The following is a 7911-nucleotide window of genomic DNA, read 5'->3' on the forward strand; positions in this document are numbered from 1 at the left end:
TCGACGATGATGGCGCCGGTGAGCAGCGCGCCGAGGTTGATCCCGACCAGCGTGACGACCGGCAGGAGGGAGTTCGGAAGGATGTGCCGGATGGTGAGCGCCGACCCGGAAAGACCTCGTGCCAGCGCCGCCTCGATGAAGAGCTGTCCCGAGACGTCGATAGCCGCTTGTCGGACGGTGCGGATGATGACCGGCATGAGATACCCGGACAGCGCCAGTCCCGGCAGGACGAGAAAGACGACGTTCTCGGGGAATGCGCCGGGCCAGCCGCCCGCTGGCAGCCACTGGAACCGCAGCGCGAAGACCAGCACCAGAACCAGTCCGATCAGGAAGGTCGGGGTCGCGTAGAGTAGCATCGCCCACGTGCGCACGGCGAGATCGACGGACGGCCGCCGGCTGATCGCGGCCATGAGGCCGAGGCTGACCCCGCACACCACCGACACCGTCAACCCGGTGCCGATGATCGCCAGCGTCACCGGCAGGGAGGAGAGGATGATCTCGATGACGCTGCGGTCGCGCAGGACCAGCGAGTTCCCCAGATCGCCCCGCAGCAATCCCGTCACGAACGCAAGGAACTGCTCGGGGATCGACCTGTCGAGGGCGAGTTGCTCCGTGAGGGCGGCCACCGCTTCGTCGCTGCCTTCCGAGCCCAGCATCAGCCGCACCGGATCACCGGGCGACAGACGCACGAGCAGGAAGACGAGCACGACGACCACGATCAGCGTCGCCAGCGACTGCGCCGTCTTCGTGGCGATCCGCCCCCACAGAGCCCTGCTCATTCGTCGACGAGGCCCACGACCATCTGCGTCCCCACGAGCGAGAGCGCGTCTTCGGGCAGCCGGCTTGCGGCCATCCGGACCCAGGGGGCATAGGTCAGGTAGGGTTGATCCTCGGCGAACAGCCGTTCGACCTCTGCCAAAGCGGCAAGGCGTTCTTCGCCGCTGGTGGCGTTGACCTGGGCGATCGCCGCGTCCATTTCCTCGGATGCGTAACCCGAAAATTCCGCCTTCAGAAAGCCGGTCCCGAGGAGCGCGTTGCCCAGCAGGTGATCGGGCACGTTCGCGGCCGCGGCCATTGCGCCGGGGACCATGTCGTAGTCGCCCGCGAACAGACGCTCCACCAGGATCGCCGTCTCGAGCCGCTCCAGCCTCACATCGATACCCACCTGGGCAAGCTGGTTCTGGACGATCAGGGCCAGCTGGCTGGCGAAGGGGAAGTCCTGGTCGGAATACATCATCCTGACCTCGCACCCGTCGGCGCAGTCCGTCTCGGCCAGCAGCGCGCGCGCGGCCTCGAGGTCGGCCCCGACCGCAGCGTCGGCATCGTAGCCGGCCATGACCGGCGGCCAGAACCCCGCGAGGGGCTCATTCGCCTCGCCCCAGATCGCCCTGACGATCGCCGCGCGGTCGATGGCGAGCGAGACGGCCTTGCGCATGTCGGGATCGGCGAACGGCCCGTCACGGTTCCACAGCCGGATGTCGTAGAAGCCGTAGGTCGGCACGCTCTCGACCCTCACGTCGGGAAGGCCGGACAGCGGCGTCACGAAGTTCGGCGGCAGATCGCCGGCGTAATCGATCTGGCCGGTCTGGAGCTGGCTGACCGCGCTGTTGGCGTCGTCGATGATGGTGAAGGTGATGGTCCCGATCGCGGGCGTGCCGCCCCAGTAGTTCCCGTTCGCGACGAGTTCGATCGTGTTGCCCGACCACCCTTCCGAGATGACATAGGCGCCGGCCGTCACCGGATCGCCGAAGAACCCTTCGGAGGCGACCATGTCCGACGGGTAGATGCCGTAGCTGCCGGCCGACGAGAAATCGCCGAAGGACGGGAACGGGCCAGTGAAGTCGAAGCGCACCGTCAGGTCATCGACGACCTCGATGGCCGACAGCCTGCTGACGAAGGCTCCGAGCGATCCGCCGCCGGCGGCCATGTGCCGCTCGAACGTCGCGGCGACGTCTTCGGCGGTCAGCGCGCTCCCGTCCGAGAAGGTGAGGTCCGGGCGCATACGGACCGTCGCCGAGGTGAAGTCCTCGCTGTAGTCGATGGCTTCCGCCAGGCCAGGGACGATCTCGCCCGACGTGGTCTGCTGCATCAACGTGCCGTTCGTCAGCCCGAAGATCGCCCTGTCGGTCGCCGAGACCGTGGTCGTCGGATCGAAGCTCTGGGTCGGCGCGGGCAGCGAGACCGTCGCGCGCTCGATCTGCGTCTCGACGGCGAGGGCCGCCATCGGCAGCGCGGCGACGGCCGCGGCGCAGGCCGAGCCGAGCAGGCGCTGCAGTGTCAACGTTCTCATGGTCTTTCCTCCCTTTGATATCTGGCGTCCTCGGCCGGTCGGCCCTATGCGCGCCTCTTGTCGATGACAGGCCCGTCCGGACCCTCGAGCTCCTCCCAGAGACGGTCCTCCGCCTGATAGTCGAACGGGTCGTGCCCGAAGCCGCCGAACACCTGGACCCCCAGTCCCGGAGGGCCGAACCGCGACGAGAGCCGGCCCTTGAAGCGGCCGGCAGCATGCTCCGCCAGGATCCACCGGCACGTTCCGGCGATCGCCTCCCGGTGCGACGCGACCGGCGCGTATCCCAGACTGTCCACCGCCGCATCGAGGGACAGAAGGCATGCCGAGGGCAGCGAGTAGGGGCTTGCGATCGGGGGCGTTCCGGACGTGACGCGGATGTCGACGGCCATGCCCATGGCCGCGGCGATTGCGGCGCCCGTGTCCCGCTCGACCGGCGCGCCGGGGTCGCCGGCATTCAGGATCCGGTCTCCCGGCCGGCGCGCGGCCAGCCGCGCCATCTCGGCCAGGTTGTCGGCAGCCACGGGATGCAGCCCTGCCTTGCCGTCGTAGCCCAGCACGAAGCGCCGGCGACCGTCGAGAAGTCGTTTGATGTAGAACCATTCCCGCGGTTGCGACGAGTGCGGGCCATGGATCGCCGCGGCGCGCAGGACCGTCGTCGGAAGAACGCTCTGCAGAAGCGCTTCTTCCACTGCACGCTTCTGCCCTGCATAGGTCGTATCGTCGGGCGCGACGACCGGATCATCCTCGCTGATCAGGGTCGGATAGCGTGGCCACTCGTCGGTCGTGAGCCCGTCCTCGATCGTGCGCCCATTCTCACCCCGGTAGACGGCCGCGGAGGAGAGCAGGATGACCGACCCGATGTCGTTCGCGTGGCGGATCAACTGCACGGCGTGACCTTCGCCGAAGGCCCGCATGTCGACGACGACATCGAAGCCCTCTGCCAGGATGTCGTCGAACTGGCTGCTGTCTCGGTCGCAGGCACATGTGCGGATCGTCTTGCCCAGATCGACGAGACGCCGCTGGACCGCCGTCACGGCCCATCCGTCGCCAGCCAGCCTGTCGCAGACGGCCCGGCCGACCTGTCCCGAGGCCCCGATAACAAGGGCGCGGTCAGGCATCTCCGGCGCCATCCTCGGCGCGGTCGGGAGACAGGCTCGACATCAGTTCGATCGTGTTGCCCTGATAATCCTTCACGAAGCACCAGCGCAGGTTGTGACGTTCGAAATCCGAGGGCGGCATGCTCACCTCGACGCCCCGCGCCGCGAGATCCGCCGCCATCCGGTCGCAATCCGGAACCCGGATCGCGATGTGATGATAGGCGTAGGTGCCGGCTTCCTTGGCGTTCAGGCGCGGGATCTGGACCAGTTCGAGGACGAAATCGCCAATGGCCAAATGAGCCCACTCCATCCCGGCCGCGGGGTTGTCCCACCGGTCAATGACGGTCGCGTCGAACTTCTTTTCATACCATTCGACACCCTCTCCCACGCTGGGCACCGCGATGGCGACGTGGTCGAACGAAAGGCGGGTCTTGGCGTCCTGAGCAAGGCTGTCCGGCACGTGGCTTCCCTTTTCCGATCTTCGGCGACTGGCGCCTCTTGCTGTTCTTCGCCCAGATTTCCTACTTTGTCAAAGCTCGTTTTCATTATATAGAAATTGAGCCGCGGCTTGATGCGGTTCGACGCCCCGCGGACGACATGCATTCCGGGCGAAGTTGGCGAGGGGGCACGATGGGGACCGATAAGAAGGGTCGCGTTGCGGGCGCCGAAAGTAGCCGCAAGCTGCTTCAGGTGCTGTTGCTGTTCACTCCCGAACAGCCGACCTGGACGGTCAACGCCATCGGCGAGACGCTGGGGCTGACGCAGTCGATGGTCTACCGCTACGTGGCGCTGCTGCGGGAGGTCGGGCTCGTCGATGGGGCAGGCGGCAAGTCGTATCGGGTCACGGACGCTGCGCGGAACCTCGCGCGGGCGGCCTCCGCTGCCCGGGCCCCGATCGCGGACTTGGCCAAACCTGGCGTTCTGGCACTTCGGGACCGCTTCAACGAAACGGCCTACGTCACCCGGCCGAGCGGGCGGGCGGCCCACGTCGTTGAGCTGGCCGAGACACTGCACTCCGTTCAGCTTCGATTCGAGATCGGACAGACACTGTTCTTCCACGCCGGCCCGAGCGGCCGATTGTATCTCGCCAACATGACCTCGAACGACCGGCAAAAATACTTCGACGCGGTCGGAGTGGACCGCAGCCGGTTTCACCCGGACCTGCTCAACGACGAAGCTCTCGACACGGTCAGGTCGACGTTCACCGCCGAAGGAAGCGACGAGGTCGGTGACGAGATCTGGGGCTTCGTCGCGGGAATAAGAGAGGGAGCCGATCTGGTCGGCAGCATCGGCATCGCTGCGCCGGATTTCCGTGTCGACCCAAGTCGCAAGGCCGAGATTCGTGAAGCAGTTCGGGATATCGCCGTGGAGATCGGCGACCGACTTCGTTCCAGCTGAACTCATGAGGTCACAGGCAAATTCCTGCGCTTGAGAGACTGGTGCCGCTGTGCCCGAAATCGTAGACCCCATTCGGCCTGCCGTTCTCAGCATCCCACGCCAGGTTTTAACCGTGGGGTCGAAGTGACCCCACACCTCGCCCAGTGGATCGTCCGCCATCCCCCGCGCTGCGGCCAGCAGCCCCTCCGCCCGCCGGCGAACCGCACCCGTCAGCCACGGCAGCGCCCGCGACTCCATGAGGTCCGGGTCCCAAGCCTCAACCGCCTCTCGGCGATCGTGCCGTTGTCCGACAACTCAGCGATACGGCCGTGGAACGCCTTGTCGAGGTTGGCGTAGGCGGGCAGGTCGCCGGTCCGCAGGGGCCTGCACGCCCCGGTCGAGCAGCCCCTCCAGCTCGGCGATGTCCGCGTCCGTCATCCGCGGCACCGCCCCGCGGATCGCCAGGACCTCCAGCTCCTTGCGGACGCTGTAGAGGTCGTTCAGCTCCTTGGTCGTCAGCGACCGGATCGCATGGCCCCGGTAGGGCCGCGCCGTCACCAGTCCCTCGATCACGAGCTGCCGGATCGCCTCCCGCAGGGGGGTCCGGCTGACGTTCAGCATCCGGGCGAGGCTGACCTCGTCGATCACCTGGCCCACCTGCAGTTGCCGGATGGTGATCATCTCGAGAAGCGCGTTGTAGGTGCGCTCCCGGATCGTGAGGTGCTCGATCATCATATCCGGTCTTTCGCTTCTGCATTGTATGCAATGTTCTGTGTAAAGAACTTTGTGTGCTTGCATACTCTTCGCGTCACCCTGTCCGCGTGACACATCCAAGGGAGGATCAGGAATGCGAACCGCAACGATCACGGCTCTGCTGATGGCGGGGCTGACCCCGCCTGCCATGGCCCAGGTCGCAGGAGAGGTCAGCGCCGGCGCGCCCCAACCCGAGTGCCACCGGACGCTGAACCTGTCGGGCACCGACGCCGAATGGCCCGGCTATCTGACCGACGAGCACGGCGGCGAGACCTGCCTGCCGTTCACGCCGACCTTGCATATTCCGCCCGAGGGCTCCGAGGGCGACTTCTACGTCGACGAATTCACCGATGCGAAAGCCCGCGAAGCGTGGGCGACGTGCCAGGCGGACCCTGACTGCGTTGCCGCGCAGACCCCGATCCTGGATGGCCAGGGCCTTCAGAACGTGTTCCGGGGGACCGGGTCGCTGACGCCCGCGGGGCCGATCGATCCGCTGGCCGGCGACATCGACCTGACGCAGGTCCGCCGCCCCGCCTTCTTCGGCACCGCGCCCTACAACGAACCCATCGCGGCGGCCGAGGATCGAACCTACACCGTCGAGGTGGAGGTCCCCTCCGAGGCCAACGAGCACGCCTTCATGGATGTGCCCGAGGATGCGACCTGGCGGCTCCGCGGCTGGTATCTCGAGGGCGAGGGAGTGCCGGGGCCGGACGGCGACATGCAGCGCGCGCTGGTGGTGATGGTCGCCGGCCGGTCGATCGAGATGATGGCCGCGCAGCACCCGGACGATGTCCGCTTCGTCCGCGACGGCGACGCCTTCACGATTACGGAAATATCCCACCGATCGGTCCGAGAAGTGGGGCATGGGCCTGTGGCGCGACTATATCCTCGCGATGAACGAGGCGGGCTTCGACGTCCTCAGCCTCGACAAACGCGGCCACGGCATTTCCGGCGGTCTGCAGGGTTCGAACAACGCCGAGATGGCGCGCGATATCTTCCGTGCACTCGACGCGCTCGAAACCGGAGAGAACCTGCGTCTCGTGACGCCGGAAGGCGATCTGCTGGCGGGGGCGGACGCCGGGGGCCTGCTACTCGCAGGCCAGCCCGCCTCGGACATTCCCGTGATCCTCGCCGGACCCTCGCAGGGGTCGATGGTGGTGGCCTTCGCGATGCACGTCGGTGACTGCGCCTTCGACAGCGCCGAGCCGGAGTGCGGGCCGACGCGCGACTACGACGTGCGGGCCGGAATGCTGCTGGCCGAGTTCGTGAAGGGCCCGGGCTACGTGCCGGAGCGGCTGATCCGCGAAGGCGCCTTCCGTCAGGACTACGGCATCGCCTACCTGCCCACGAGCGAGGTCCTCGACACGATCGACCAATGGCCCGCCACCTTCATCGGCCGCGGTCTCTGGGACACGTCAGGCGGCCTCGAGGGAACGCTGGACCTGTTCGAGCGCGCCTCGGCGCCGAAGGAGCTGGTCGTGGTGCGCGGTCCCCACTCCGAAATCCAGTATGGCGACGAGAACATCGACTACATGCAGGAGCGGATGGCCGCCTTCGCCCGGGCCGTGATCGCCGGTGAGACCGACATCCCCGGCGCCGCCGAGTTCGGCGATCTCAGGGAGCTCGTCCTGACATCGCCGCCGTTCTGGGACCCGGCGAACGACCCGTCCTAGGCCCTTCTTGCCCGGCGGCTGGTTCGCCGGGCACTTCAGCTCCTCAGAGCCCTTGCAACCAAGCGAACTACGCCACGAACGCGACCGCTTGTCGAACGCCGGCTCGATATCGGTCAGATAGCGCCCCGCGTCGATGTCCTCGCATTGACCAAGCTGAGCGCCGCCAAGCCTGATGATCTGTCTGCGGACGGCCCCTGCTTTCGTCACCCCGGAACTTCAGGCACAACGCCCGGCGCAAGACGGGGAGGCGACGCGATGGAGGCCTGGCACCACCTGCTGCCGGCGATGCCGGCCTTTGCGGGGCGCGAGCAGATGCGGGCGGGGCTTGGCGCGGCCCTGGGCATCGGCGTCTGCGGCCTGATCGTCGGCGCCGCCGCGTCGGCCGGCCTGGCGCCCCTGGTCCTCGTCGCGCCGCTCGGGGCGACCGCCGTTCTCGTCTTCTGCGTCCCGAACTCGCCGCTGGCCCAGCCGTGGTCGGCGGTTGCCGGCAACGTGACCGCGTCGCTCGTCGCGCTTGCCGTCGTGACGCTGGTGCCGCCCCCCGCNGCGGCGNCCGTCGCGGTCGGNGCGGCGATNGCGGCGATGATGCTGATCCGGGCGCTGCANCCGCCGGGGGGCGCGGTGGCCCTGCTGACGGCGCTCGACCCGGCGCCGGTGCAGGAGGCGGGCCCTCTCTTCGCGCTGCTGCCGGTCGGCCTCACCACCGCGGCCCTGGTCCTCG

Annotated in this window: 9 protein-coding genes; 3 read left to right on the plus strand and 6 right to left on the minus strand. The window is 67.7% G+C overall.

The window, feature by feature from the left end; all coding sequences use genetic code 11:
- From A37W_RS0114545 to A37W_RS0114560, 4 genes are all read right to left on the minus strand, one after another.
- A partial coding sequence (locus tag A37W_RS0114545; RefSeq protein WP_018303769.1) for an ABC transporter permease occupies window positions 1–779 on the minus strand: 779 nt, incomplete at its 3' end.
- Window positions 776–2290 carry an ABC transporter substrate-binding protein gene (locus A37W_RS0114550; RefSeq protein WP_156169145.1) on the minus strand — a complete coding sequence of 505 codons (1515 nt, stop codon included), beginning with the start codon at window positions 2288–2290 and terminating at the stop codon, window positions 776–778. The genes A37W_RS0114550 and A37W_RS0114545, both read right to left, overlap by 4 nt.
- A gap of 44 nt (window positions 2291–2334) precedes the next feature.
- Window positions 2335–3420, minus strand: coding sequence for an NAD-dependent epimerase/dehydratase family protein (locus A37W_RS22075; RefSeq protein WP_081617157.1), 1086 nt, complete (start codon window positions 3418–3420; stop codon window positions 2335–2337).
- Window positions 3401–3847, minus strand: coding sequence for a VOC family protein (locus A37W_RS0114560; RefSeq protein WP_018303772.1), 447 nt, complete (start codon window positions 3845–3847; stop codon window positions 3401–3403). Before A37W_RS0114560 ends, A37W_RS22075 begins: the two co-directional genes overlap by 20 nt.
- 170 nt (window positions 3848–4017) lie before the next feature.
- Here A37W_RS0114560 and A37W_RS22935 point away from each other — a divergent pair, with 170 nt between their 5' ends.
- Window positions 4018–4785, plus strand: a complete 768-nt coding sequence (locus A37W_RS22935) for an IclR family transcriptional regulator (RefSeq protein WP_018303773.1) — start codon at window positions 4018–4020, stop codon at window positions 4783–4785.
- Window positions 4786–5079: 294 nt separating this feature from the next.
- Here the strand turns inward: A37W_RS22935 and A37W_RS22085 are convergent, their stop codons facing one another.
- Window positions 5080–5496: a GntR family transcriptional regulator gene (locus A37W_RS22085; RefSeq protein ID WP_157236495.1), complete on the minus strand. Its 417-nt coding sequence runs from the start codon at window positions 5494–5496 to the stop codon at window positions 5080–5082.
- 109 nt (window positions 5497–5605) lie between these two features.
- The gene (locus A37W_RS23845) at window positions 5606–6382 is read right to left on the minus strand and encodes a hypothetical protein (RefSeq protein WP_156169141.1); all 777 of its coding nucleotides are present in this window, start codon (window positions 6380–6382) and stop codon (window positions 5606–5608) included.
- Between A37W_RS23845 and A37W_RS22940 the strand changes: the two genes are divergently transcribed.
- Together A37W_RS22940 and A37W_RS0114580 are read left to right on the plus strand one after the other, a co-directional pair.
- Window positions 6381–7190: an alpha/beta hydrolase gene (locus A37W_RS22940; protein ID WP_018303774.1), complete on the plus strand. Its 810-nt coding sequence runs from the start codon at window positions 6381–6383 to the stop codon at window positions 7188–7190. The genes A37W_RS23845 and A37W_RS22940 overlap by 2 nt on opposite strands.
- 312 nt (window positions 7191–7502) lie before the next feature.
- Window positions 7503–7911, plus strand: a 409-nt coding sequence (locus A37W_RS0114580) for an HPP family protein (protein ID WP_437437306.1), incomplete at its 3' end; no start/stop codon positions are given.

The sequence above is a fragment of the Wenxinia marina DSM 24838 genome (assembly GCF_000379485.1).
Classification (GTDB): Bacteria; Pseudomonadota; Alphaproteobacteria; order Rhodobacterales; family Rhodobacteraceae; genus Wenxinia; species Wenxinia marina.

Coding starts and splice junctions, on each gene's coding strand:
- A37W_RS0114550 (WP_156169145.1), bottom strand. CDS start 2,290: ATGAGAACGTTGACACTGCAGCGCCTGCTCGGCTCGGCCTGCGCCGCG.
- A37W_RS22075 (WP_081617157.1), bottom strand. CDS start 3,420: ATGGCGCCGGAGATGCCTGACCGCGCCCTTGTTATCGGGGCCTCGGGA.
- A37W_RS22935 (WP_018303773.1), top strand. CDS start 4,018: ATGGGGACCGATAAGAAGGGTCGCGTTGCGGGCGCCGAAAGTAGCCGC.
- A37W_RS22085 (WP_157236495.1), bottom strand. CDS start 5,496: ATGATCGAGCACCTCACGATCCGGGAGCGCACCTACAACGCGCTTCTC.
- A37W_RS22940 (WP_018303774.1), top strand. CDS start 6,381: ATGGGCCTGTGGCGCGACTATATCCTCGCGATGAACGAGGCGGGCTTC.
- A37W_RS23845 (WP_156169141.1), bottom strand. CDS start 6,382: ATGCCCCACTTCTCGGACCGATCGGTGGGATATTTCCGTAATCGTGAA.